The 23,797-nt window shown below is 35.1% G+C and carries 25 protein-coding genes; 14 read left to right on the top strand and 11 right to left on the bottom strand.

The genetic code is table 11. The features are described 5' to 3' along the window. Positions 1-22: 22 nt before the first annotated feature. Positions 23-235 carry a helix-turn-helix transcriptional regulator gene (locus FCN74_RS01120; protein WP_138930756.1) on the bottom strand — a complete coding sequence of 71 codons (213 nt, stop codon included), beginning with the start codon at positions 233-235 and terminating at the stop codon, positions 23-25. Further along, positions 225-692, bottom strand: coding sequence for a hypothetical protein (locus FCN74_RS01115; RefSeq protein ID WP_138930755.1), 468 nt, complete (start codon positions 690-692; stop codon positions 225-227). The genes FCN74_RS01120 and FCN74_RS01115 overlap by 11 nt, the downstream gene beginning before the upstream one ends. 518 nt (positions 693-1,210) lie before the next feature. On the opposite strand from FCN74_RS01115, the gene FCN74_RS01110 reads away from it, so the two are divergent. The 4 genes from FCN74_RS01110 to FCN74_RS01095 all read left to right on the top strand — a co-directional run bounded on the left by FCN74_RS01110 (position 1,211) and on the right by FCN74_RS01095 (position 6,126). After that, positions 1,211-3,619 carry a TonB-dependent receptor gene (locus FCN74_RS01110; RefSeq protein WP_171047101.1) on the top strand — a complete coding sequence of 803 codons (2,409 nt, stop codon included), beginning with the start codon at positions 1,211-1,213 and terminating at the stop codon, positions 3,617-3,619. A gap of 82 nt (positions 3,620-3,701) precedes the next feature. Beyond that, entirely contained in the window at positions 3,702-4,613 is a 912-nt protein-coding gene (locus FCN74_RS01105; RefSeq protein ID WP_138930754.1) for an ABC transporter substrate-binding protein, read from the top strand. Between the two features lie 89 nt (positions 4,614-4,702). Beyond that, a complete protein-coding gene (locus FCN74_RS01100) occupies positions 4,703-5,476 on the top strand; it encodes a LexA family transcriptional regulator (RefSeq protein WP_138930753.1) in 774 nt (257 codons plus the stop codon). Next, positions 5,473-6,126, top strand: a complete 654-nt coding sequence (locus FCN74_RS01095) for a DUF2461 domain-containing protein (protein WP_138930752.1) — start codon at positions 5,473-5,475, stop codon at positions 6,124-6,126. Before FCN74_RS01100 ends, FCN74_RS01095 begins: the two co-directional genes overlap by 4 nt. Here FCN74_RS01095 and FCN74_RS01090 read toward each other — a convergent pair. After that, positions 6,123-6,380, bottom strand: a complete 258-nt coding sequence (locus FCN74_RS01090; RefSeq protein ID WP_138930751.1) for a hypothetical protein — start codon at positions 6,378-6,380, stop codon at positions 6,123-6,125. The genes FCN74_RS01095 and FCN74_RS01090 overlap by 4 nt on opposite strands. Before the next feature lie 293 nt (positions 6,381-6,673). Then, positions 6,674-7,693: a glycoside hydrolase family 113 gene (locus FCN74_RS01085; RefSeq protein WP_246062524.1), complete on the bottom strand. Its 1,020-nt coding sequence runs from the start codon at positions 7,691-7,693 to the stop codon at positions 6,674-6,676. 152 nt (positions 7,694-7,845) lie between these two features. Here FCN74_RS01085 and FCN74_RS01080 point away from each other — a divergent pair, with 152 nt between their 5' ends. From FCN74_RS01080 to FCN74_RS01070, 3 genes are all read left to right on the top strand, one after another. Next, positions 7,846-9,150, top strand: coding sequence for an NAD(P)/FAD-dependent oxidoreductase (locus tag FCN74_RS01080; protein WP_138930750.1), 1,305 nt, complete (start codon positions 7,846-7,848; stop codon positions 9,148-9,150). An 83-nt stretch (positions 9,151-9,233) separates the two neighbouring features. Continuing rightward, positions 9,234-10,817 (top strand): 4Fe-4S binding protein, encoded by a 1,584-nt coding sequence (locus tag FCN74_RS01075; protein ID WP_138930749.1) that lies wholly within the window; start codon positions 9,234-9,236, stop codon positions 10,815-10,817. A gap of 195 nt (positions 10,818-11,012) precedes the next feature. Further along, the gene (locus FCN74_RS01070) at positions 11,013-11,804 is read left to right on the top strand and encodes a class I SAM-dependent methyltransferase (protein WP_246062523.1); all 792 of its coding nucleotides are present in this window, start codon (positions 11,013-11,015) and stop codon (positions 11,802-11,804) included. 61 nt (positions 11,805-11,865) lie between these two features. Here the strand turns inward: FCN74_RS01070 and FCN74_RS01065 are convergent, their stop codons facing one another. The 4 genes from FCN74_RS01065 to FCN74_RS01050 form a co-directional block, all read right to left on the bottom strand. Next, positions 11,866-12,483: a T9SS type A sorting domain-containing protein gene (locus FCN74_RS01065; protein ID WP_138930748.1), complete on the bottom strand. Its 618-nt coding sequence runs from the start codon at positions 12,481-12,483 to the stop codon at positions 11,866-11,868. Positions 12,484-12,746: 263 nt separating this feature from the next. Next, on the bottom strand, positions 12,747-14,417 hold the full coding sequence (locus FCN74_RS01060; protein WP_138930747.1) for a formate--tetrahydrofolate ligase: 1,671 nt from the start codon (positions 14,415-14,417) through the stop codon (positions 12,747-12,749). A gap of 249 nt (positions 14,418-14,666) precedes the next feature. Then, on the bottom strand, positions 14,667-15,104 hold the full coding sequence (locus FCN74_RS01055; RefSeq protein WP_138930746.1) for a hypothetical protein: 438 nt from the start codon (positions 15,102-15,104) through the stop codon (positions 14,667-14,669). 94 nt (positions 15,105-15,198) lie between these two features. Continuing rightward, the gene (locus FCN74_RS01050; protein WP_138930745.1) at positions 15,199-16,149 is read right to left on the bottom strand and encodes an SPFH domain-containing protein; all 951 of its coding nucleotides are present in this window, start codon (positions 16,147-16,149) and stop codon (positions 15,199-15,201) included. 158 nt (positions 16,150-16,307) lie between these two features. Here FCN74_RS01050 and cysQ point away from each other — a divergent pair, with 158 nt between their 5' ends. Genes cysQ through FCN74_RS01030 form a run of 4 tightly spaced genes read left to right on the top strand, consistent with a single transcriptional unit; the run spans position 16,308 to position 19,889 of the window. After that, entirely contained in the window at positions 16,308-17,099 is a 792-nt protein-coding gene (gene cysQ, locus FCN74_RS01045) for a 3'(2'),5'-bisphosphate nucleotidase CysQ (RefSeq protein WP_138930744.1), read from the top strand. 4 nt (positions 17,100-17,103) lie between these two features. Continuing rightward, positions 17,104-17,706 carry an adenylyl-sulfate kinase gene (gene cysC, locus FCN74_RS01040; protein WP_138930743.1) on the top strand — a complete coding sequence of 201 codons (603 nt, stop codon included), beginning with the start codon at positions 17,104-17,106 and terminating at the stop codon, positions 17,704-17,706. Next, complete coding sequence (cysD, locus tag FCN74_RS01035) at positions 17,699-18,604, top strand: sulfate adenylyltransferase subunit CysD (RefSeq protein WP_138930742.1); 906 nt, start codon at positions 17,699-17,701, stop codon at positions 18,602-18,604. The genes cysC and cysD overlap by 8 nt, the downstream gene beginning before the upstream one ends. A gap of 28 nt (positions 18,605-18,632) precedes the next feature. Continuing rightward, the gene (locus FCN74_RS01030; protein ID WP_138930741.1) at positions 18,633-19,889 is read left to right on the top strand and encodes a sulfate adenylyltransferase subunit 1; all 1,257 of its coding nucleotides are present in this window, start codon (positions 18,633-18,635) and stop codon (positions 19,887-19,889) included. 93 nt (positions 19,890-19,982) lie between these two features. Here the strand turns inward: FCN74_RS01030 and FCN74_RS01025 are convergent, their stop codons facing one another. Both FCN74_RS01025 and FCN74_RS01020 read right to left on the bottom strand, forming a co-directional pair. Then, positions 19,983-20,276, bottom strand: a complete 294-nt coding sequence (locus FCN74_RS01025) for an isoamylase early set domain-containing protein (RefSeq protein ID WP_138930740.1) — start codon at positions 20,274-20,276, stop codon at positions 19,983-19,985. Between the two features lie 194 nt (positions 20,277-20,470). Further along, positions 20,471-21,544, bottom strand: a complete 1,074-nt coding sequence (locus FCN74_RS01020; RefSeq protein ID WP_138930739.1) for an aminotransferase class V-fold PLP-dependent enzyme — start codon at positions 21,542-21,544, stop codon at positions 20,471-20,473. A gap of 42 nt (positions 21,545-21,586) precedes the next feature. Between FCN74_RS01020 and FCN74_RS01015 the strand changes: the two genes are divergently transcribed. From FCN74_RS01015 to FCN74_RS01005, 3 genes are read left to right on the top strand one after another with little or no spacing between them, the layout of a single operon-like run. Further along, entirely contained in the window at positions 21,587-22,027 is a 441-nt protein-coding gene (locus FCN74_RS01015; protein ID WP_138930738.1) for a 2TM domain-containing protein, read from the top strand. Further along, complete coding sequence (locus tag FCN74_RS01010; protein WP_138930737.1) at positions 22,024-22,518, top strand: dihydrofolate reductase; 495 nt, start codon at positions 22,024-22,026, stop codon at positions 22,516-22,518. The genes FCN74_RS01015 and FCN74_RS01010 overlap by 4 nt, the downstream gene beginning before the upstream one ends. Then, the gene (locus FCN74_RS01005) at positions 22,518-23,357 is read left to right on the top strand and encodes a fructosamine kinase family protein (protein WP_138930736.1); all 840 of its coding nucleotides are present in this window, start codon (positions 22,518-22,520) and stop codon (positions 23,355-23,357) included. Before FCN74_RS01010 ends, FCN74_RS01005 begins: the two co-directional genes overlap by 1 nt. Positions 23,358-23,410: 53 nt before the next feature. Here the strand turns inward: FCN74_RS01005 and FCN74_RS01000 are convergent, their stop codons facing one another. After that, complete coding sequence (locus FCN74_RS01000; protein WP_138930735.1) at positions 23,411-23,746, bottom strand: hypothetical protein; 336 nt, start codon at positions 23,744-23,746, stop codon at positions 23,411-23,413. Positions 23,747-23,797 lie beyond the last annotated feature (51 nt).

The following is a 23,797-nucleotide window of genomic DNA, read 5'->3' as shown; positions in this document are numbered from 1 at the left end:
TATTAAAATTTTAAATAGGTTTTTATAAATCATCAGCAATTTGAAAAACCTTTTCAACTGATGTATCAAATACTCTTGCAATTTTCAAAGCCAAAAGTGTAGAAGGCACATATTTGCCTTTTTCAATAGCGTGCACAGCTTGACGACTACTGCCTATGGCTTTAGCTAAATCGGCTTGTGTCATATCATTTTTAGCCCGCCAAACTTTGATATGGTTTTTTAAGTTACCTTCCATCTTTTGCCGTTTTCAATTTAATTTGAAATATGAGAATAAAAATCAACAGCAACGTAAACATATTATAGATCATTACCGTAAAAAAATCTAAACCATGAATCAATAAAAAAGCTAAAAGTAAAATACCATAATTCACGTAAACTGCTAGAGCAAGAGATGATAAACGCAATTGCATAATAAATTCATCTTCTATTTTTTCTCTAGAAAAACCAAGCAAAACACCACCAATTATGATGAATACTCCACAAATATCATCAAAAATATTTTGCTCCATCCACTTAAAAAACCCATTGTTTTGAACAAAAAAATCGTCTGTGCTATATAGGCTCAGTACTTTCATTTCAAATAGTTCAGGCTCAAATTCAAACGCAGTGGCGAGAATTCCACCAATAACTCCCAAAATTAAAATTAACCAAGCCCAAGGTTTAACCGAATTTGGAAATAAATATGTTGTCATTAGTCAATTATTTTATTACAAATGTAAAATATAATATACATTTGACAAGTATAATTGACTAAAATGTTAATCCAAATTAACAATGCATTATTTTGTTAAGTGTAAAAAGCAATTTTAAATAATGTTATTTGTGTTTAAAAATTTAAGTTATTAAAAATTAGCCGAGAAGTAAACCAATCGCTTTTGAAAAATCCATCTTTTTAATTTGCATAATGTAATTAAATCTCTTTACCTTTGTAAAACATCTCAAAGGGGTGTCCTGACCGAATTCAATTTATCGATTGAACGTCAGGACTGAGATTATACCCAATGAACCTGGGCAAGTCATGTTGCCAAGGGAAAACAAGATAATTTTATCTTGATGTATTACTCCTGATGCCAAAGCGGTATTCAGGATTTTTTATTTAAAAACCTTTATTAACCAGAATAATCGCCCCTTTTATTCGTAAAATTGATTACGGATGAAACATCTATTATTAGTACCTAAACGATTTTCTGCAAAACACAAAAGATGTTCTATGTGTTCTTTAAAAAATAATAAAAATGGCCACATAAAAACAGTATTATTTGCAATAAGCCTTTTGGTGTTTGGCTTTACCATAAATGGCCAAAATTTCACATTGAGTGGAACTGTTTCTCAAAACCAGCTTAAATTAGAAGACGCATTAGTCTATGCTAAAGGCACGAGCTATTCTACACAAACAAATGAAGTTGGTTATTATGAACTCAAACTTCCTCCTGGAAATTACCAAATCGTCTTTGCATTTGGTAATACTAAAACTGTAGAAGTCAATTTAAACGAATCTAAAACAGTAGATGTTGATTTAGCCAGAGCCGTAGAAAGCTTAGAAGAAGTTTCTGTGCAGGCCGTTCGAGTGGATGCAGATTCGCCGATTACGCATTCCAATTTTTCAAAAACTGAAATTGCCAAACGAAATCTTGGCCAGGATATTCCGATTTTAATGAAATTTTTGCCTTCTGTCGTTTCAACTTCAGACGCAGGAAATGGTGTAGGCTACACTTCTATTCGCGTTCGCGGCAGTGATAATTCTCGGGTCAACGTTACCATTAACGGAATTCCCTATAACGACCAAGAAAGTCAGGGCACATTTTGGGTCAATTTGCAAGATTTTGCCTCCTCAACCGAAAATATTCAGTTGCAACGCGGTGTCGGCACATCGACAAATGGTTCAGGTGCGTTTGGTGCTAGCGTGAATATTTTAACCGATAAATATTCTAAAGAAGCCTATGCCGAATACAATACCAGTTATGGCTCGTTTAATACGTGGCGAAACAATATCAAATTTAGCACCGGCTTACTCAACGACCATTTTGAAATCTCTGGCCGTTTGTCCAAAATTGAATCTGACGGCTATGTTGACCGCGCGTCATCAGATTTAAAGTCTTACTTTTTACAAGCCAACTATACGGATGATAATACTTTAATCAAAGCCCTAGTGTTTGGTGGAAATGAAGTCACCTATCAATCTTGGTTTGGTGTTGATAGAGAAACGCTTGAAACGGACAGAACTTTTAATCCGGCCGGTCAATTTACTGATGAAGATGGTAATATCCAATTTTACGATAACGAAGTTGACAATTATTCGCAAGATCATTACCAATTGCATTGGAATCAAACTTTAAATAAAAACTGGTCATCAAACATAAGTTTAAATTACACTTATGGGCGTGGCTATTTTGAACAGTTTGTAGAAGACGCCGATCTGAGTTTTCATGAAATCGAACCAGTAGAAGTTGGTAATGAAACCATTGAAAATTCAGACTTAATCCGTCGTCGTTGGTTAGACAACGATTATTATGTAGTAAATGCTAATATTAATTATACAGATGACGAATGGGATTTTACAGCCGGCGCTTTTGGGAGTTTATACGACGGCGACCATTTTGGAGAAGTGATTTGGTCGAGATTTGCCGGGAACAGCTTAATTCGAGACCGTTATTATAATGGAAATGGGACAAAACGAGAATTTACCACATTTGCCAAAGCCACTTGGCGAATTGATGACCAATGGCAAATTTACGGAGATGTGCAAGGGCGCTTTGTAAATTTTGAAATGAGTGGTTTGACGTCTGATAAAGTTAATTTGGTTGTTGATGAAAGTTTTGAATTTTTTAACCCTAAAGCCGGGATCACTTTCAGAGCTAATCAAAATCATCAACTCTATTTTTCCTTTGGTCGAGCCCATCGAGAACCCCGTCGACAAGATTTTGAAAACGGAATTACACAGGCAGAACGCTTAGACGATTTTGAACTGGGTTGGCGTTTTCAAACTGCAAATTCTAGCATCAATACCAATGTATATTACATGAAATACGAAGATCAATTAGTGTTGACTGGAGCTTTGGATGATGTTGGAAATCCTATTCGAGAGACCAGTGGTCAATCTTACAGACTTGGATTGGAAGTTGAAGGTCAATTTAAACTTAGTGAAAAGGTTTCTATTCAGCCTAATATCGCTTTAAGCACCAATAAAAATCAAGATTTTGTAGCACCATTAAATGGTGAATTGGTCAATTTGGGCGATACCAATATTTCATTTTCACCAGAAATCGTTGCCGGAAATCAACTCAGTTTTCAACCTATTCCGGAATTTCAAATTAATTTTTTAAGTAAATATGTGGGTGAACAATACATGGGCAATATTGATAGTGCAGCTTCAAAATTAGACGACTTTTTTGTTAATGATTTGAACTTGGTTTACCGATTAAAAAACATTTCAGTTTTTGATGAAATTGTTTTTACAGGCTTGATAAATAATGTATTTGATGCCGAGTACGAATCAAATGGCTATTTCTTTTTCTTTGAAAGTGCTGATGAAAATGGAAATCCCACAACTGTTGAAGGCGCAGGGTTTTATCCACAAGCTGGCGTAAATGTATTAATTGGAGCGAGTTTTAGGTTTTAACGATATTTTACAATCAGGCGTTTTGACGCTTTAAAAAAAAAATGATTTTTTTAAATATTTATATATAAAACTAGTTAGAAAAATGACAACATTAAGATTAGCTTTAGACTGGACACCCAACGTCAATCATATTGGGTTTTTAATATCAAAAACACTTGGATATTATGAAGCAGCAGGCATAAAATTGGAAATTTTAAATCCCCAAGATGACAATTATGCGTTGACACCAGGAAAAAAATTGGAACTTGACAAAACTGACTTCGCTATTGCGCCAACGGAGACCGTAATAAGCTTAAACAATAAACGAAACAAAGTTGAAGCTGTGGCTGTGTATACAATTTTACAAGAAGATTTAAGCCGTATTGCTTCTCTTAGATCTTCAAAGATTGATTCACCAGAACAACTTGATGGCAATATTTATGCTTCATATAATGCTCGTTATGAAGACCATATCGTGAGAGAAATGGTTAAAAATGCTGGCGGTAAAGGGGATTTTAAAATTATAAATCCCGAAAAACTTGGAATTTGGAACACCCTTTTACAAGGCAAAGCCGATGCGACTTGGATTTTTGATAATTGGGAAGGCGTTGAAGCCGAAACCCAAAATATTGAGCTTAAGAAGTTTAAGCTGGAAGATTACAATATTCCTTATGGTTATTCCCCAATTGTATTAACCACAAGAAAAAAACTCAAAGCAAATCAGCACCTCTATTCCAAATTTATAGAAGCGACTAAAAAAGGGTTTTTATATACTAAAGAGAATTTACAAGAATCAAAAGAAATTTTACAAAACCATGTCACATCTCATGATTTAGAAAATATAGATCTCATAAAGTCAATAAAATGGACTTTACCCTATTTTGGTGACGAGCTCAACTGCGGAAAAATGAACTCATATAAAGTCAAAACATTTTTAGAATGGTTAGTTAAGCATAAGTTAGAGCAAGAAAATATACTTGATCAAAAGCTATTTACAAATGAACTTTTTAATTAAACGATGCAACAGTCCTAAAAAAAACACTTAAATTGTTAGTTTGAGGAAATATTCCTTATTTTTATGGAATATTTCCTTAATACTTAATTATGCAAAACAAGCTACCTCTTGAAATACAGCGATTTAAACAGATTAGACATGAGCAAAACCTCACCCAAGCTGAATTTGCAGAAGCTTTAGGAATTAAAAATTCAACCGCAGATATTGAGCGTGGTCGAACAAAATTATCTGGCCAAGTGGTTATGGAGTTGCTCAAAAACTTCAATGTCAATCCACTTTGGTTGTACGGTGAAAGCCGTCAAAAAGAAATCGACCTCTATAAAGCTGATACAATGCCAAAGGTCGTCACAGTAAATCCTGATGGTCAAGACAATATTTCAATGGTCAATCAAAAAGCCGCAGCAGGTTACCCTCATAACGTGCAAGATACGGAGTGGTATCAAAAACTGCCTGCTTTTGATATGCCGCTTCCCGAATATCGACATGCGACTTATCGCGGGTTTCAAGTCGAAGGTGATAGTATGTTACCAGATTTTAGACCAGATGATTGGGTTTTGGCCAAAGCCGTTGAAAATTTGAGTTTAGCTACCAACAATAAAGTTTACATTATCGTCTTATACGACTCAGTTTTACTCAAAAAAATTGAAAAACAAACCGATGGCAAAACATTAAAACTCATTTCAACCAACGACATTTATCCACCTTATGTAATAGAAACTAAAGATATTCAAGAGTTGTGGGAAGTTTCTAGTAAATTGACATTTAGCGTCAACGAACATTCAGAGAACAGTATGCTAAAAAAACTCGAAGCCTCCATGGAAGAACTCAAAGCACAACTCAACCAAGTTAAACTCAATTCATGAATTTTAATCACTTGTTTGAATTTTTAGAAGAGCTTCAAAAGAATAATCATAAAGACTGGATGGATGCCCATCGTGTGCGCTACCACAACATTCGAGATGACTATTTAAAATGGTTGATGCAGCTTGATGTTGAGCTCTCTGAGATAGATTCAGATTATTATCCTACACCTAAGAAGAAAATACTTAATCGGATTAACAATAACTTACTTTATCATCCTAACAAACCCGTTTACAAAGATCATTTTGGTGCAGGATTAGATAAACGACCTAATACAAGCGATTTTTATATTCATATCGGTATCAATGAAAGTTTTTTGGGTGGCGGATTTTATACACCCAAATCACCTACGCTAAAAAGCATAAGAGAAGCCATTGATTATAATGGTGAGGTTTTGAAAGCTATTTTAAATAAACCATCTTTTAAAAACACGTTTGGTGAAATGATGGATGATGATATGTTGAAAACTTCACCTAAAGGCTATACTCAAGATCATGAACACATTGATTTGCTGCGCTATAAAAGTTTCGCAGTCACATATGACTTGACACAAAGTGATGTTTTAAACAAAGACTTTAAAAATAAAATCAAAAAAGTGTATTTAGAAATGCTGCCCTTTAGGCGTTACCTCAATAAAGCGGTAAGTGTTTAATTGTGTTCGTTTTCCATTTCAGCCAATTTTTTTTCTTGAACCACTTTAATTTGGCGAATAATAGTCATTGAAGTGACGAGTAAAATCAACGCCAAGACCAAATAAGGATTTATCTCATTAGTGATAAAATCGTAGGTGGTATATATCAGAATGACCAACCAAAAAAACATGACTGTATATAAGATGGCTTTTAAGGTTTTGATGCGGGATTTAAGTGTATTTATGGCTTTCATCTGAAGTGTTTCTTTATACAAAGTTTAAAAAATTATTTTTAAAAGAAACTACCAATAGTAATAATTGAACAAATAGCTAATGCTATAACACTAAGCATTAATAATAAACTCTTTTTGTTTTTCATGAGATAGATTATGCCAATAACTAAAAATACAATTTGTGCCAGAAGAAACGGTATCGTAAAGAGTTCCCTAAAAACGCCAACCAAAACAAAATCAATTTGATAAATATTTATTAACCAAATAAGAATAAAGTAAAATACAATTGCAAAATTTACAATGGTTAAATTCCTATTTGAAAATAGTGTATTCATTTATTCAAATTCAGCATAATATTTTTTAAGACTTTGTTCAGCTTTTTTGTGTTGAACACTAAAGCGATTGGCGTGTCTTTCCGTAACTCGATTGTGATTGTGAAACCATTTCCAAAGAAACCCACCGGCAAACCAAGGTTTATTCCAAACACTTTCCAACAGTCCTCTTAATAAAATGTCTTGTGCGACTTCATTGGTTTGACCGTCTACTCGGTTAGAATCCCAAGGCTGTTTGCCGGCATAATCTATACTGCGGTAACCAAATTCTGTAAATAAAATGGGTTTGCTATGCTTTTCACTTAAAATCTTCAGGTTTTCCGAAATGGGTTGCCATGCTGTTTTCACTGAATCTAAATTTGGGGTTTTTTCTTCAGAAATGGGAAAATAGGCATCCACACCAATATAATCTAAATCAGACCAAAACGGTACATTGTCAATTTTATCCCAATTTTCAGCATACGTCAGCCGACCTGAATATATGGTTTTTACTGCAGAAATTAAAGTTGACCAAAACTTTGGCCGTTGCGAGACAAAGGTGTTTAATTCTGTGCCTATACAAAACATTTCAGATTGTGTTTCTTCAGCTACTTTAGCATACAACATAATCATATCAGAATAATTTTTCTCAAAAGCTTTCCAGTCACTTTCGGTTTTCATTGAAATATACCCTGTAAAATCGCCACCACCAATCCATATTTGTGGTTTTAGCATGACTTTTATGTTATTGTTGTGCATGATTTCAATGTTTTGCTTAACGCCTTCAATACGCTCACCATACCATTGTTTGGGATGATTATAATGCAAAATTTTATCGTCTAAGCTTTCCATAAAACCAAATGGCATAATGGATACCCAATTCGCATGAAGTTCGGATATAGGTTTAATATGGTTTTGCCGTATCGTATCATTTGAGGCCACAAAACTCAAACCATTTATCTTTGAGCTGTTATAGTTTTGCGGTTTGCAGTTGCTACACACTAGAAGCAATATAAAGCAAATGCATAAGAAAATTTTAGGCATTAATTTTTATTTTTAATGGATTTAAATTGAACAACTAAAAAGATGAAAATAAAATAATTATGAATATTTAATTAGATTTAAAATGTGAAATATTTAAAAATGCTTTAAGGTTAAAGTAATATATTCGACTTTAATTTTATAAACATGTTTTTATGCAACATATCGCTATCATTGGAAATGGAATTGCTGGTGTTACCGCGGCCAGACACATTAGAAAAAATTCTGATGATAAGATTACTATCATTTCTGCCGAAACTAAGCATTTTTTTTCTCGAACGGCATTGATGTATGTCTATATGGGTCATATGAAATGGTCTCATATTAAACCCTACGAAGATTGGTTTTGGGATAAAAACCGAATTAACCTCAAACAAGGCTATGTGAAAACTGTAGATACTGACAATAAACAGCTTTTATTTGCCGATAAATCAACCTTAGATTATGATAAATTGGTCATTGCTTGTGGCTCAAAACCCAACAAATTTGGCTGGCCGGGACAAGACCTCGATGGCGTGAGTGGCATGTATTCTAAACAAGATCTCGAAACCATAGAATATTATGCTCCTAATCCGAAGCAATGCAAAAGAGGTGTAATTGTTGGTGGTGGTTTGATCGGCATTGAATTAGCCGAAATGTTGCGTTCAAGAGACATTCCAGTCACGATGTTAGTCCGTGAAAAAAGCTTTTGGAATGGCGTTTTGCCTGATGCCGAGTCGCAAATGATCAACGAACATATTTTAGAACATCATATTGATTTGCGGCTTGGTGTGAATTTAAAGTGCATTAACGCCGATGAAAACGGCAAAGCTAAATCCGTAACCGTTAAAGAAACCGGAGAAGACATTGAATGTGATTATGTGGGATTAACCGCTGGCGTTTCACCCAATATCGACTTTTTAAAAGGCAGTAATATTGAAACTGGAAAAGGAGTTAAAGTGAATAAATATTTAGAAACCAATATTGAAAATGTTTATGCCATAGGCGATTGTGCCGAACAACAAGAACCTGTTGGAAACCGACCGCCTGTAGAAGCTGTTTGGTATACAGGAAGAATGATGGGAGAAGTTGTTGCCCAAACCCTTTGCGGAAGAAAAACCGCTTACAATCCCAGCCACTGGTTTAATTCAGCTAAATTTCTAGATATTGAATACCAAACCTATGGATGGGTTTTCCCCAAACGCCATTGCGAAGCATACGAAAAACATTTCCACTGGCGTCATCCTGAAAAGAAGATTTGCGTGACTTTATCTTATCATAAAGATAGTCGAAAATTTCTGGGAATTAATACTTTCGGCATTCGTATGCGACATGAGGTTTTTGACAAATGGTTGTCGGAAGAACGCGATATCGATTATGTGGTTACACATCTAAAACAAGCCAACTTTGACCCTGAGTTTTTTAAGCGTTATGAAAAGGATGTATATCATGCTTATCAAAAGCAATTTGTTGAAGTGTAGATACAAATGAGACCTCACAGGTTTTTCCTCCACAGGCGGACAGGTGAGACCTGTGAGGTCTGATTAGATATTAAAATAAAATTATGAGTTTAGATCAAAACATGTCCGTTACAGGACGCTCTGCAGAATCTTTAAATGGCGGACAAAAAACAGCCGCAGTCGTTGGAATGGCAGGCTTACTGATTCTTGCTATTTCAATATTCAATGTACAACTTCAACCCCAAGTCATGTGGTTGACCGGCTCATTGATCTTAATAGCCGGAGGCATCATTTGGTATGCAAAAGCAAGCTACTCGGGAGAAACAGCCGGCATCAAAAATGATGGCGTATTTTTTAAGTCTATTTCATCACGTGGCCTTTGGGCTTATCTCACAGGCATTGGCTTAACCGGGTTTTATATTTTACTCTATTTTTATCCTGAATTTTTAGGTTTAGTAAAAAATGGCGATAACACGGGTATCATTGCTTTATTTGACCCGCTGAGCAAAGCTTTAAGCGGTAATCCCGCGAGCCAATGGTTTGTGTATGGCACGCTTTATACGCTGGTGATTTTAGCCTTTGGGATTAAATTTATTTGGAAATACCGCCACAGCAGATACCAGCAAATCAGAACCATTTCTGTGATGTTTTTCCAAACTTCTTTTGCCTTTTTGATTCCAGAATTTATGGCACGTTTAAATGGTGATAAATTAAACTTACCTTATTACGATTTAAAAAATATTTGGCCTTTAAACTATTACAATTTTGAGCAATATCGCGTTGATGCAATGATTAGTTCAGGAGACATAGGCCTGGCTTTTTTGATATTTGGTGTGGCATCCATTTTTATCATCACACCGATTTTAACCTATTTCTATGGCAAGCGTTGGTATTGTTCATGGGTTTGTGGTTGTGGCGGTCTGGCCGAAACTTCCGGCGACTGTTTTAGGCAATTGAGTGATAAATCTTTATTTGCTTGGCGTGTAGAACGTTGGGCTATTCACAGTGTATTGGTTTTCGTTGTAGTAATGACTACCTCAGTGGTATATTCTTATCTCAAAACCGATCTATATTGGTTGCAGGGCGATACGTTTTTATGGAGTGTTGCTATTTTGTTGACCTTAATTTTTGGTTGGGTGATGATTTTTAAAAGACATCAGTTTAAAAAAGATGTAAAAATCGGTGCCATAGGATACATACTACTCATTTTCGTCGTATTGGGCTTACATGCCTACCCGAATATGGGATTATTTCTACTGGATACTGAAGATTTGAGAAGCACCTACGGATTTTTAATTGGGAGTATTTTCTCAGGCGTGATTGGTACAGGCTTTTACCCTATTTTCGGCAATCGGGTGTGGTGTCGATTTGGTTGTCCTATGGCCGCAATTTTAGGATTTCAGCAGCGCTTATTTTCAAAATTTAGAATCACAACCAATGGTGGACAATGTATTTCTTGCGGCAATTGTTCCACTTACTGCGAAATGGGCATTGATGTGCGTGCTTATGCTCAAAAAGGCGAAAATATTGTGCGTTCCTCTTGCGTAGGTTGTGGCATTTGTTCTGCAGTCTGTCCTCGTGGTGTGTTGAATTTAGAAAATGACAGCCTCAAAGACCGCATCAATCCGAAAGATGTATTATTAGGTAATGATGTAGATTTGATGGCATATGTGAATGCTAAAAAGTAAGTCAAGAGTGTTTTAAGATATTTTAAATTAAGTATATAAACTTAAAATTTTACTAAGTCTAAACCTCACAGCCCTTTGAGACTTGTGAGGTTTTTTAAATTTACCTATAAATGGCCGACAAGCAATTACTTGAAAAGTTTTAAAAATGCTACAATTTTTTATTAAATTAATTAAATATAATTTAACCTCTCAAAAATGACAAAACACTTGAAAAAACGATTAAATTCTATAAAATTTATCAACATTATTCCTGCAAATCTACCCGTTTTAATGCTGTTCATCTTCTGTTTGTCCTTCAATAGTTGTAAAGGACAACAGGAAAAAACAACTTCCAATCAAGATTCTGAATTATACACTTATAAAAAAGGCAATCCAAATGGCATTGGCAAATGGTATATGGGACGGGAAATCGCCCATGTCATGGGCTATCAGGGCATGGCTTGGCTGAACCGACCGGAACGGGAAGAGGAAGAAAATGTATCCTTGCTCATCAAAAATATGGATATTCAACCAGCAGACAACATTGCTGATATTGGTGCAGGCTCAGGCTATCATGTGTTTAAAATGGCGCCATTGGCCTATCAGGGTCAGATTTATGCCGTTGATATTCAACCGGAAATGCTGGCCGAAATTGAACGTCAAAAAGAGAAGAAAAACATCAATAACGTCAAAGTCTTACAAGGCAAAGAGAAAACAACTAACCTACCCAAAAATACAATTGATAAAGTGTTGATGGTAGATGTGTATCACGAATTCAATTTTCCTTATGAAATGCTGTTGTCTATTAAATCGGCTTTAAAAAAAGACGGTAAAATTTATCTCATAGAATACCGGAAAGAAGATCCTAAAATACCAATTAAACCCATTCATAAAATGACTGAAAAACAAGCGGTCAAAGAATTTGAATCAGCTGGTTTTCGATTAGTCCAAAATATAAATAATCTGCCCTGGCAACATTGTATGGTTTTTGAAAAAAACAGCCGTTAATCATTTTGATCTTGGTCGCCAGGATAATTATCAACTATATATTTTTAAATTTAAGATGTTACTAATCAATGATTAGCCTTTTGGTGATGGAATTATTACCTTTATAAATTTTAAGAAGATATAAACCAGCGTCTAAATTTGATATATCGAATGTCATATCATTGTTTTGAACCTTATTAAATTGTTTTACCTTCTGCCCAATCAGATTGTAGATATTTACGTTTAAAGATTCAAAATTATTTATACCAAACTCTAAATTAAATTTATCTCTTGCAGGGTTTGGAAATATTTTTAAATTTTCAAGAAGACTGAAATCTTGGGTATTTAATGACCCATCAGCTACGACAGTTATAGTCCCAAACATACTCCCGGCATGAGGCTGGCATATGTAATCATTGACACCTATCTGTGTAAAAGTATGTGAAAACGTAGAACCAGAACCTTGAAGCGGACTGCTAAAGCTTTCTGTAGCATCTGCTTTACTTACGACATTATGAGTGCCATTGGCATACCAGAGCCAGGTAACGGTATCTCCAACTTCAATAGTTCGATTTGAATTAGCGTCTCCAGTTGCGCTTGGGTTTGACCCAAAACTCCAATCTATAAAATATGTCTCAGTCTGAGCATTAGCAAAAATAGAAATGATCAATGCCATAAATACAAATAAAAGTTTTTTCATAAAAATATTTTTTATCAAAAAAAAGAATAATATTGATAAGATTTTTGAAAAGATGATATACTTATGACATAATTAACTAATATCAAATAAATATGTTGTAAGATTTAAAATTATATTATTATCTTTTTTCTAGAGAAAAATAGATTTAAAAGTAGATGCCAATTAAGAATTTATCTTCTTACGTAATATGCGTTGATAAACCTTATGCATCAGCACATACACATTGGCAAATTTTAGAAAATAGTTTTTCAGGAATATTGTCCTTAAAATAAACCGGTTATATGTCCTTTATCATCAATATCTATTTGCTCGGCAGCCGGATGGGCTGAGAGTCCCGGCATGCGCATCATATTTCCAGAGATAGGAATAATAAAACCAGCTCCAGAAGCGATTTCAATTTCTCTTATGGAAAGTGAAAAGTTTTCAGGTTTACCGCGAAGAGCAGCATCATCAGATAATGACTTTTGGGTTTTTGCCATGCATATCGGAAGATGATTTAAGCCAAGCTTTTGAATACGTTTCAGATCTACTTTGGCCTTAGCGGTATATTCTACAGCAGACGCGCCATAAATAGTTTTAGCGATAGTTTCAATTTTATCTTCAATGGGTTGTTCCCATTTATATAAGGCCGAAAAATCATCTTTGGAGGTTGTTTCTAAAGTCTCAATAACATCTTGGGCTAATTCTAAAGCCCCATTTCCACCCTTAGCCCAAACATTTGCTATGGCTACTTTTATACCAGATTGTTGAGCAAAATCTCTGATAACTTGAATTTCCTCATCAGTATCTGCTGTAAATTGATTGATAGCAATAATCGGTTTTATATTAAACTTTTGAGCATTTTCTATGTGCTTTTCTAAATTTGGTAATCCTTTTTTGACAGCATCTGTATCCGGTATATTGAGTTCTTCGAGACTTTTGCCACCGTGGTATTTTAGAGCTCTTATTGTAGCAGTTAGCACAATAACTTCGGGTTTTAAGCCAGCGCTTTGGCACTTGATATTTAAAAACTTTTCTCCACCCAAATCAAATCCAAAACCGGCTTCGGTGATGGTATAATCTGCAAGGCTCATCCCCATTTTAGTAGCAATAACCGAATTGGTGCCTTGAGCAATATTGGCAAATGGTCCGCCATGAATGATAGCGGGGTTGCCCTCAATAGTTTGAACTAAATTTGGTTTAACGGCGTCCTTAAGCAAGGCTGCCATGGCGCCGTTGGCTTTCAGATCTTTGGCGTAAATTGGTGTTTTGTCATGGGTAAAACCGATAAAAATTCGACCAAGCCTTGCTTTGAGATCAGACAAATTATCTGTTAAGCACAGTATGGCCATAATTTCTGAAGCTGCTGTAATGTCAAAACCGGTTTCCCGTGGTACACTCATTGTGGTGCCACCAAGACCAACTATAATTTGGCGTAGCGCTCTGTCGTTGACATCTAAAACCCGTTTCCATTTGACTGTTCGGGCATCGATGTTGAGGTTATTTGTCTTGCTTTGTATATTATTATCAATCATGGCGGCAAGTAAATTGTTTGCCTTTTCAATAGCAGAAAAATCGCCTGTAAAATACAGATTGATATCCTCCATAGGTAAAACTTGCGATTTTCCACCACCTGTCGCGCCACCTTTTAATCCAAAAACCGGTCCTAATGAAGGTTCGCGTAAAACGACAATACTCGATTTATTGAGTTTTCTGAATCCTTCGTTTAAGCCAATCGAAATCGTGGTTTTGCCTTCACCTGCCGGCGTTGGTGAAATGGCACTGACTAAAATCAATTTACTTTTTTGTGCTTTTTTATCGTCGATCAGACTTAGCGGAAGCTTGGCTTTGTATTTGCCGTAATGCTCAAGGTCTTCGGTTTTAATATGAAGTTTTTCGGCAATGTCATTAATATGCAGGGGTTGAGCGGCATTCGCAATATCTAAGTCTGTCATGGCTTAAAAATTTGATTTAAAATTAAGGTAAATTTCAAACTTAAACGCTGACAATTGTCAGTATCGTTTTAATATTAGGAATTGTCAAATCTATGCTCGGAAAAATGATGCTTTTTTAAAAACAATTTGATAATCAAAAAAACCACTCCAATTAGAGTGGTTTAAATTGATATTATAATCAATTTCGTAATTGAGATAAGTTTAATTAATTTTTCTTTTAAACTCCACTTTAATCTAGAAGGTGGTAAATTATAAGTTTCGGTTTTTAAGTTCTTTTTGCTGATTATTTTGCCCTTTTTCCATTCGCTTTTGACGTCTTTCTCTGAGGCGCTCACGGGTTTTTTGTTTTAACTTTAAATACCGCTTAAATTGCTCATCAGACAAAATAGCTTTCACCTCTTGGTTTTGTTTTTGGCTTAAAACTTTTAAATCTTCAAATGAACGTTCAGCCGGATCTTTTTCTCGAAACTTCACCAGCTCATTGGCATATTTTATATTGATGGATTGGAGCTCTTGGGTTTGCTCATCTGTTAAATCTAGTTGTTTGCTTTGATATCCGGTTTGCATTTTGGCAATGTCTTCAGCAGAGGCATCTTTTAAATTTGGGCGCTGTGCCTGAGACTGGCATGACCAAAGTAAAATTGAGATTAAAAATAAGAGACGAAATGTTGATTTTAAAGCTTTCATAAGATTCAAATTTTATTTTTATACAAATTTCTATAAATCATTCATAAAAATTAAAATCCAAACCTTGAAGCTGACAAACATAACTTTGAAATGGCTATTTGTTCTTTTTAGTCGAATCGCCTAAACCTTTTTCTTTGTTTTTTTGTTTCATTTGCTCACCGATTTGACTTGATGCGGTAAACGAAGCAATCATATTATTGAGCATATCGCTACCCGCTTGTGGTGAATTTGGCAGTAAAATTAAATTGGTATCAGTTTCTTCGCCAATAGACTGCAGTGTGTCGTAATGTTGAGTTACAACAATTAAGGCAGAAGCCTCTTGAGAATTGATGCCGACATTATTTAACACATCAACACTTTCTTCAAGACCACGAGCAATTTCACGCCTTTGATCTGCAATACCTTGACCCTGAAGGCGTTTACTTTCTGCTTCAGCGCGAGCCTTGGCGACAATTTTGATACGTTCGGCTTCAGCTTCAAATTCGGCGGCGACCTTTTCACGTTCTGAGGCGTTGATGCGGTTCATAGCTTCCTTTACCTGTTCATCAGGATCTATATCGGTTACTAATGTTTTAATGATATCATAACCGTAATCTAGCATTGCTTCATTGAGCTCACCTTTCACGGCAATAGCAATATCATCTTTGCGTTCAAAGACTTCATCCAATTTCATTTTGGGGACTTCAGCTCTAACCACATCAAAGACGTATGATGTGATTTGTGCACGAGGACTCTCTAGTTTGTAGAACGCATCGTATACACTGTCTTTCATGACCATGTATTGTACAGAAACTTTAAGTTTTACAAATACATCATCTTTGGTTTTCGTTTCAACCAAAACATCCAATTGTTGAACCTTTAGGTTGATCCGCCCAACAACGGTATCGATAATCGGTATTTTTAATTGAAATCCAGAACTCCTAACACTTTGAAATTTTCCTAAACGCTCTACTATCCCTGAAGTTTGTTGTTTGACAATAAAAAAGGTTTTGAATAGCAAGAATATGCCTACTACTATCAAAATGTAGCTTATAATTGAAGTCATAATTGTTAAATTTGATCACTAAGATAGTTAAAATTAAGATGTGAAACTATTGTAGAAATGTAATTTATTAATAAATCAACAAACTTAACTTTTAAATAAACTCTACCAAATTAGTAGGAAATAAAAAATATTGTATGTTTGCAGTTCATTAACAGGTTATGAAAGAAGCGTATAAACAAGCCATTTTAGCCGCTATAGCTGGGGGCAATGAAATTCTTAGTATTTATAATACCGATTTTGAAGTTGAATATAAGGGCGATGACTCACCTTTAACTTTAGCTGATCAAAAGGCCAATGAAGCAATTGTAGATATTTTAAAACCACTAAATATTCCAATGATTAGTGAGGAAAATAAAAATAAGCCTTTTGATGAACGAAAGACTTGGACACAATGCTGGATCATTGATCCACTGGATGGAACTAAAGAATTTGTAAAACGCAATGGTGAATTTACAGTCAATATTGCTTTAGTGAACAATCAAAAACCTGTGTTTGGTGTGATATATGTTCCGGTGACAAATGAGTTATTTGTAGGTTTAGTTGAAGAAAACAAATCTTATAAGTTAATATGGGAAGAGCAAAAAAATTTTGATGAGAATTTTAACGATGCTCAGGTATTAAACCCTAAGGGTTCTGAAAAAATGAGAGTTGTTGGAAGTCGCTCGCATATGAACGAAGACACCCAACAATTTATCGATAAGTTAAAAACCAAACAAGACAAACCGGTTGAAATTGTTTCAAAAGGGAGCTCATTAAAATTTTGTCTGGTGGCTGAAGGACTAGCTGATGTGTATCCGCGTTTTGCCCCTACAATGGAATGGGATACTGCAGCAGGCCAAGCCATTTGCGAAGCTGTTGGTCTTCAAGTTATAGATCAAAAGACTCAAAAACCCATGCTTTACAACAGAGAAAACTTACTGAACAACTATTTTTTGGTAACTAAAAGCTAAGCGTATGAACAATACTGTTTTTCACAATTACCATATTACGAGAAAAGATCGAGAAAAACAATTGAAACAACCGGGCATGGTTTTGTGGTTTACTGGTCTATCAGGTTCTGGTAAATCAACTATTGCAAATGCGGTAGAACAAGACTTATTTCATTCAGGCTATAAAACCTACACTTTAGATGGTGATAATATCCGCCAAGGGATCAATAGAGGCTTGGGATTTACAGCTGAAGACCGCGCTGAAAATTTAAGACGAATCGCCGAGGTTGCCAAACTTTTTGTAGACGCAGGACAAATTTGTATAGCAGCTTTCGTATCACCTACAAAAGCAGACCGTAAGTTGGTTAAAGACATTATTGGTGAAGATGATTTCATCGAAATATTTGTGGATACGCCACTAGAAATTTGCGAAAAACGAGATGTTAAAGGCCTTTACGCTAAAGCTAGAAAAGGTGAGATTAAAAATTTTACAGGTATTTCGGCGCCTTATGAAAACCCTGAACACCCTGATCTTATCATCAAAACTGAACACAAAAATGTTGGACAATCTGCTAAAGCGGTGACTGAATGCATCAAATCACACTTGAAATCCAAAAACTATGAATAAATATTATCTCAACTATCTTGATGAATTGGAGTCTGAAGCTATTTTTATCTTAAGAGAAGTCTGGGCTCAATTCCAAAATCCTGTTATTATGTTTTCAGGCGGGAAAGACTCGATATTGGTTACGCATTTAGCCAAAAAGGCATTTCACCCGGCTAAGATACCTTTTTCACTTTTACATGTTGATACGGGTCATAATTTTCCTGAAACCATCAATTTCCGTGATAACTTGGTAAAGAAACTTGGTGTTAATTTACTAGTAGGCTCTGTTCAAGAGTCAATTGATAAAGGCCGTGTGATGGAAGAAAAAGGAAAAAATGCAACGCGAAATGCGCTTCAAATTACCACCTTACTCGATGCCATTGAAGAACACAAGATAGATTGTGCCATTGGTGGTGGAAGACGTGATGAAGAAAAAGCTCGAGCCAAAGAGCGCTTCTTTTCTCATCGTGACGATTTCGGACAATGGGACCCTAAAAATCAAAGACCGGAATTGTGGAACCTACTAAACGGTAAACATTTTGAAGGCGAACACTTTAGAGCTTTCCCAATCAGTAACTGGACAGAGATGGACGTGTGGAACTATATCTTAAGAGAAAATATTTCAATTCCTTCACTTTACATTGCTCATGAAAGAGAAGTGGTTTGGAGAAATGACTCCTGGATACCAAATTCCAAATTTTTGAAACTTGAAGATCACGAAGAGATAGTGACCAAAAAGGTAAGGTTTAGAACCTTAGGTGACATTACTATTACCGGTGGTATAGAATCTGATGCCGATACTTTAGAAAAAATAGTTCAAGAAGTCTCCACTATGAGACAAACTGAACGCGGCAATAGAACCGATGATAAACGTTCTGAAACCGCTATGGAAGACCGTAAAAAAGAAGGCTATTTTTAAACAAACACTCTAGACAAAAATACAAACTATGGATATTCAACATAATCAACTCTTAAGATTTACAACTGCTGGTAGTGTAGATGATGGTAAAAGTACTTTAATCGGGCGATTACTCTACGATTCGAAGTCAATTTTTGAAGACCAAATCGCTGCTGTAGAAAATACCAGTAAACAAAAAGGGATAGACGGTGTAGACTTAGCCTTATTTACTGATGGTTTAAAAGACGAAAGAGAACAAGGCATTACCATTGATGTCGCCTATCGCTACTTTACAACACCAAAGCGTAAATTTATTATTGCAGATACACCAGGCCACGTCGAATATACGCGAAACATGGTCACAGGAGCCTCTACAGCCAACGCTGCAATCATCCTAATTGATGCTCGAAACGGGGTGATTGAACAAACAAAGAGACATGCTTACATTGCTTCGTTGTTACAAATCCCACATATTGTGGTATGCGTTAACAAAATGGATTTGGTCGATTACAACGAAGAACGCTTTAACGAAATCGTACAGCAGTTCGAAGAATTTGCATCAAAATTATACATCAAAGATGTACGCTATATTCCTATTAGTGCATTAAATGGGGACAACGTCGTAAACCGCTCTGAGAATATGGCTTGGTATAAAGACTCTCCATTATTAAATGTGCTTGAAACCCTTCACATCAGCAGTGATGTCAATAAAATTGACAGTAGACTAGCCGTGCAAACGGTAATTAGACCTCAGCGCGATGGTTTTATAGATTATCGTGGTTATGCCGGTCGGTTACAAAGTGGCATATTTAGAGTTGGTGATGAAGTTGCCGTGCTACCTTCAGGTTTTACCTCAACTGTGAAAAGTATCAATGCCGGAGAAAAAGAGGTTGAAGAGGCTTTTGCACCGATGTCGGTTTCGATGACCTTAGAGGATGATATTGATATTAGTCGTGGTGATATGATTGTAAGAAAAAATAATCAACCCGAAACTTTACAAGAGTTTGATGTGATGTTGTGCTGGCTAAATAGAGACTCTGCTAGACCAAGGACAAAATACACCATTATGCATACCAGTAATGAGAAAAAAGCAATGATCAAAGATGTGGTATATAAAATGAATATCAACACGTTTGAAAGAGATGAGGAAGATAAAAGCCTCAATATGAATGATATTGCACGTGTAAAAATCAGAACAACCCACCGTTTGATGACAGATGCTTATCGGAAAAATCGACAAACCGGTAGTATTATTTTGATAGATGACGCTACAAAAGAAACTGTAGCCGCAGGTATGATTGTTTAATCATTAATACAGTATTCAAAAATACCCGAAGGAAATAAAACGTTCGGGTATTTTTGAATTAAAAACTAAACTATTACTATACAGGGGCTGAGATTACACCTCAAGAACACTATTTTCTGAACCTAAACCATTCCATTTATAACTGTCAGCTTGTTCTTCATTTGCCCAGTTATTATCAATGATGTATTTAAATTCAAAAGTATTGTCTTTTTCTAAATCAATTGTGGTTTTAAAATTGCCATTTTTCAACTTTTTAAGCTCGTGTTCAGTTTGATTCCAGTTATTGAAATTCCCACAGACAAAAGCTTTTTCAGCATCTTTAGCCTCAATCGTAAATGTGACTTTACAAACAGGCTTGGTTTTCAAAAATTGTTTCTTAATAGCCATGATATTTTTTTTGAGGCAAATTTAATATTCATCTTGAATAATTAAATATATAATGTAAAATCAATGTTATTTTTATGTAAAATGTACCATATATCAAAATATATTAAATATATGAAAACACGAAAACGTTTTACAACAAGGATTGTATAAGAAATTAATAAAAGTGCTGAAAATTAAGGTTATAGTCTCTTAATTCAGGTTGACACAAGTGTTAAAATGCGATCTATATCTGCTTTGCTATTATGGTAGTGGAAGCTAACCCGTAAGCCATGACCTCTTATAGAGAGTTTAATATTTGCATTTTCAAAATCTTGAAATCTATCTTGGCTGATATTGAGATTAAAAATCGTTGAATGTTGAGGCCTTTTGACAACCACTTCATCTAATAGCTTATGACTGTTAAAGGCTTCAAATGCTATTTGAGAAAGGTGTTTTAGGTGGTTTTGTATATTTAATATTCCAACTGTATGGTAATGCAAGTCCAATGCTGTCTCCAAAGACTTTATGGCGATCAAGTCATAATGTCCGGGCTCTAGAAAACCCATGGGTTTTGATGCTTCTTGAGATTTATCCATCAAACTGTTAGCGCCTATTTGCTGGGGTTTTAAGGCTTTGTATAAATCTTCAGAGAGCATAACAATACAATTGCCAAGCCCGGCATTTAGCCATTTATAGCCGCTAGCAATCATTAAATCTATTCCAGAATTTTTAAAATCAAAGTCTTCAACGCCCAAGTATTGAGTACCGTCAACGAGTATTTTGAGATTGGGAAAGTCGTTTTTTAAATTTTGAAAAAATTTTGTCTGTAAATGAACTCCATTAAGATATTGTGTTTGGCTTAAAGCCAAAAAATCAGGCTTGTAGTTTGCGATGTGTTTATGAATATCATCTTCAACGTTTTGCGTGATGTGAATAGTTTTAGATGGAAAACCTCGCGTTTTAATTGGCAAGCGTACAGAAGGGTAATCTTCTTCTAAAAACAAAAAAGAGGCAGATTTATTTAAAGTATCTAATACAATATTAAAAGCTAGAGAAAAATTTGGCGTAATGGCAACTTTATTTTGATCTACATTAAAAATATTGGCAACTTTAGCTTTGGTTCTGGAGACAATTTCATCTTCATCTTCTAAAAAAGCTTTGCCTTGACGATAAAATGCTTTAATATCTTCTTGCTTTTGGTGTAAGACATTTTTAGAAAGTAATCCGCAAGCTGCAGTGTTAAGATAGGTCAAATTTTGAGTTTGAGGAAAAATAACCTTGGTATTCATCAGCAATTAGCTTAAATTTGAAAGACTAAAATACAACATATTATGGCATCATCTAAAGATATTGACATCGATCAAAAAGAACTATTTAAAAATGCCAATCGGCGAATAAAACAAAAAAAGCGTCTAGTGCATCACTTTGTGTTTTTTATCGCTGGAGCTGTTGTCTTAATATTTATCAATCTCGTCTTAGAATACCAAATTGATTTTAGACCTCTAGGTTGGAATTGGTTTGTTTCTGCGATATTGATTTGGGCATTTTTTATCATTGCACATGCTATTAATGTATTTTTTGTAGAAAAATTAATGGGTAGAGCTTGGGAAGAAGAATACATGTATAAATTGGTAGAAAAACAACTCGTAAAACTTAAAAAACTTCAAAAAAAGGTCGATAAAAAATATCCTCTAGAAGAAGATAACCAAAATCAAAACCAACAAGACAAAAGCCAGTCTCATAACGAATCTCAAAAACCAAAAAACACTTGAAATTAATTACTATTGCCGCGATAGGACAGCATCATGAATTAGGGAAAGACAATAAATTGCTTTGGCATTTGCCAGATGATTTCAAACGCTTTAAGGCTTTAACGAGTCACCATCATATTATTATGGGCAGAAAAACTTTTGAGTCTTTTCCAAAGCCTTTACCTCATAGAATTCACGTGGTCATCACCCGTCAACAAAACTACCCTGACCATAATTGTATTGTCGTCAAAAGTATTGATGAAGCCTTAGACAAAGTTAAACAACAAGACAAAGTTTACGTCATAGGCGGTGGCGAAATATACAAACAGTTTATGCCTTTTGTTGATGAAATTGAACTGACGCGTGTACATGGCAATTTTGAAGCTGATACATATTTTCCTGAAATTGATTTTAATAAATGGGAATTGGCTCAAAAAAAACACCATCCTAAAGACATAAAACACAAGTATGCCTTTGATTACGAAACTTATCTTCGAAAATCAAAATCCTGATGGAACATATAAAAGCAATATGTCAGTCAAATGCTATAAGTGATCAAAATATCAGTCCGCTTAGTGGAGGCGATATTAATGATACCTATAAAATAACTACCTCACAAGAGGCTTATGTTATTAAAATTAATCAAGCCAAGCGTTTTCCTAAAATGTTTGAATTAGAAGCTAAATCTCTTGAGATGCTCGCTGAGACAAATAGCTTTGTCATTCCAGAGGTCATTGCTCATGGAGATTTTGAGAAATATACATATCTCATTTTAGAGTTTATCGACAGCGACCAGCCTCGTAATCCGGCTGAAAGTTTTGCGGTGGCCTTAGCCAAACTTCATCAAAACAAGTCCGATCACTTTGGCTTAGAATTTAATAATTATATAGGTCGTCTAGCACAATATAATTTACCCCAAAAAGCTACCGCTTTAGAGTTTCACATCGATTTAAGATTAGAACCTCAATTTAAATTGGCTCACCAAAATGGATTTGAATTTGAAGGTCTAGATAATTTCTATAAAAATCTTGAAACCATCATCCCAGAAGAAAGTGCATCACTCATTCACGGTGATTTATGGGCGGGCAATCACCTGTTTACGCCAACACAAGCTTGTATTTTTGACCCGGCTATAGGGTTTGCACCGAGAGAAATGGATTTAGCCATGATGAAACTATTTGGTGGATATTCACCAGAAATCTTCAAAATATACAACGATATCTTCCCACTCGAATCAGACTGGGATTCTCGAACAAAACTTTGGCAACTTTATTACATTTTAGTTCACCTCAACCTTTTTGGGTCCTCCTATTATGGCCAAGCTAAACAGATTATAAGTCAATACCAATAAAAAAAGCCCGTTGATTTTCAACAGGCCTTTTATCTAAATCACAAAAGAGTGAACTATTCTTTTTTGTACAATTTTTTAATTTTAGAAATTTCAGCTTCAGAGAAATTACTTTTTAAAATACTTTCAAAAGATGTATCTATTTTTTGATGTGTTGCTTCTAGCTCTTCAGCATTTTCAGATAATTGCTCATCTGCTCTCTGACGTGCCATTTCGGTAGAGTAAATAGCCCTGTAAAGGAATTGACTTTTTTCATCATCAAGATTTAGCTCCTGACTAATTTGAGTTGCAGTTTCTTTACTAGACTCGGCTAAACTTTGTTGATCAGAACTTTGAGCGTATACCCCAGCACTCATAAAAGCGAAAATTGCTACGTAGATAATTGATTTCATAATATAAATTTTGTGATAAATTTAAATGTTTTTTTCAACTAAGCCAAATCT

The sequence above is a fragment of the Mesohalobacter halotolerans genome (assembly GCF_006120725.1).
Lineage (GTDB): Bacteria > Bacteroidota > Bacteroidia > Flavobacteriales > Flavobacteriaceae > Psychroflexus > Psychroflexus halotolerans.
The sequence above is the reverse complement of the archived record's forward strand: the minus strand, read 5'-3'. Positions and strand labels throughout refer to the sequence as shown.

Excerpts from the sequence above, each read along its gene's own strand:
- FCN74_RS01120 (WP_138930756.1), bottom strand. The coding sequence starts at position 235 with ATGGAAGGTAACTTAAAAAACCATATCAAAGTTTGGCGGGCTAAAAAT.
- FCN74_RS01115 (WP_138930755.1), bottom strand. The coding sequence starts at position 692 with ATGACAACATATTTATTTCCAAATTCGGTTAAACCTTGGGCTTGGTTA.
- FCN74_RS01110 (WP_171047101.1), top strand. The coding sequence starts at position 1,211 with ATGTGTTCTTTAAAAAATAATAAAAATGGCCACATAAAAACAGTATTA.
- FCN74_RS01105 (WP_138930754.1), top strand. The coding sequence starts at position 3,702 with ATGACAACATTAAGATTAGCTTTAGACTGGACACCCAACGTCAATCAT.
- FCN74_RS01100 (WP_138930753.1), top strand. The coding sequence starts at position 4,703 with ATGCAAAACAAGCTACCTCTTGAAATACAGCGATTTAAACAGATTAGA.
- FCN74_RS01095 (WP_138930752.1), top strand. The coding sequence starts at position 5,473 with ATGAATTTTAATCACTTGTTTGAATTTTTAGAAGAGCTTCAAAAGAAT.
- FCN74_RS01085 (WP_246062524.1), bottom strand. The coding sequence starts at position 7,693 with ATGCCTAAAATTTTCTTATGCATTTGCTTTATATTGCTTCTAGTGTGT.
- FCN74_RS01080 (WP_138930750.1), top strand. The coding sequence starts at position 7,846 with ATGCAACATATCGCTATCATTGGAAATGGAATTGCTGGTGTTACCGCG.
- FCN74_RS01075 (WP_138930749.1), top strand. The coding sequence starts at position 9,234 with ATGAGTTTAGATCAAAACATGTCCGTTACAGGACGCTCTGCAGAATCT.
- FCN74_RS01070 (WP_246062523.1), top strand. The coding sequence starts at position 11,013 with ATGACAAAACACTTGAAAAAACGATTAAATTCTATAAAATTTATCAAC.
- FCN74_RS01065 (WP_138930748.1), bottom strand. The coding sequence starts at position 12,483 with ATGAAAAAACTTTTATTTGTATTTATGGCATTGATCATTTCTATTTTT.
- FCN74_RS01060 (WP_138930747.1), bottom strand. The coding sequence starts at position 14,417 with ATGACAGACTTAGATATTGCGAATGCCGCTCAACCCCTGCATATTAAT.
- FCN74_RS01055 (WP_138930746.1), bottom strand. The coding sequence starts at position 15,104 with ATGAAAGCTTTAAAATCAACATTTCGTCTCTTATTTTTAATCTCAATT.
- FCN74_RS01050 (WP_138930745.1), bottom strand. The coding sequence starts at position 16,149 with ATGACTTCAATTATAAGCTACATTTTGATAGTAGTAGGCATATTCTTG.
- cysQ (WP_138930744.1), top strand. The coding sequence starts at position 16,308 with ATGAAAGAAGCGTATAAACAAGCCATTTTAGCCGCTATAGCTGGGGGC.
- cysC (WP_138930743.1), top strand. The coding sequence starts at position 17,104 with ATGAACAATACTGTTTTTCACAATTACCATATTACGAGAAAAGATCGA.
- cysD (WP_138930742.1), top strand. The coding sequence starts at position 17,699 with ATGAATAAATATTATCTCAACTATCTTGATGAATTGGAGTCTGAAGCT.
- FCN74_RS01030 (WP_138930741.1), top strand. The coding sequence starts at position 18,633 with ATGGATATTCAACATAATCAACTCTTAAGATTTACAACTGCTGGTAGT.
- FCN74_RS01025 (WP_138930740.1), bottom strand. The coding sequence starts at position 20,276 with ATGGCTATTAAGAAACAATTTTTGAAAACCAAGCCTGTTTGTAAAGTC.
- FCN74_RS01020 (WP_138930739.1), bottom strand. The coding sequence starts at position 21,544 with ATGAATACCAAGGTTATTTTTCCTCAAACTCAAAATTTGACCTATCTT.
- FCN74_RS01015 (WP_138930738.1), top strand. The coding sequence starts at position 21,587 with ATGGCATCATCTAAAGATATTGACATCGATCAAAAAGAACTATTTAAA.
- FCN74_RS01005 (WP_138930736.1), top strand. The coding sequence starts at position 22,518 with ATGGAACATATAAAAGCAATATGTCAGTCAAATGCTATAAGTGATCAA.
- FCN74_RS01000 (WP_138930735.1), bottom strand. The coding sequence starts at position 23,746 with ATGAAATCAATTATCTACGTAGCAATTTTCGCTTTTATGAGTGCTGGG.